This window comes from Marinimicrobium sp. UBA4209 (genome assembly GCF_002381585.1).
GTDB classification, from domain to species: domain Bacteria; phylum Pseudomonadota; class Gammaproteobacteria; order Pseudomonadales; family Cellvibrionaceae; genus Marinimicrobium; species Marinimicrobium koreense.
The window spans coordinates 18295-18712 of the sequence record NZ_DFTP01000079.1 but is presented as its reverse complement, the minus strand read 5'-3'; the positions used below and the strand labels follow the sequence as shown (position 1 = coordinate 18712).

1 protein-coding gene is annotated in these 418 nt (G+C 60.3%); it reads right to left on the bottom strand.

All coding sequences use genetic code 11. The features are described from left to right. The coding region (locus B3187_RS11900; RefSeq protein WP_286806669.1) for a beta-N-acetylglucosaminidase domain-containing protein at positions 1-262 on the bottom strand (262 nt) is incomplete at its 3' end. Positions 263-418: the final 156 nt, after the last annotated feature.

Here is a 418-nt window from a genome sequence, read left to right as displayed (position 1 = left end):
GTCCTACTCCAAAGCGGATACCCTGCGCCCGGCAGGTGTCGCGTAGCGCGCACAGGGCCCGCCATTCGTCTTCCGGCCAGGGTGTCTGCCAGTGGCGGCGCAGGTGGGGGTCCGCTTTCGGGGCATAGAGGTAAAAATCGTAACCCTGTCGGGCCAGGAAGTGGACCATGTCGGTCCGGGCCGCCCAGGACCAGGTGCGACCGAAGAAACCTTCAATGATTCCCAGCGGCGGGGTGGAGTGAACGTCAGCGGATGGGAACATGGCGCAAACTCGGCCTCGACAAATAAGCCAGCTTACCCTGTGAGACCAGCGCTGGAAAGCCGCTCAAATTGACTTTTTCACCCTAAGTGCTTATTATGCCTGCCTTTTTGAAGCACGCTCAATTTCTCGCCAGGCCAGAGGCGGCGGTGCTTTGCA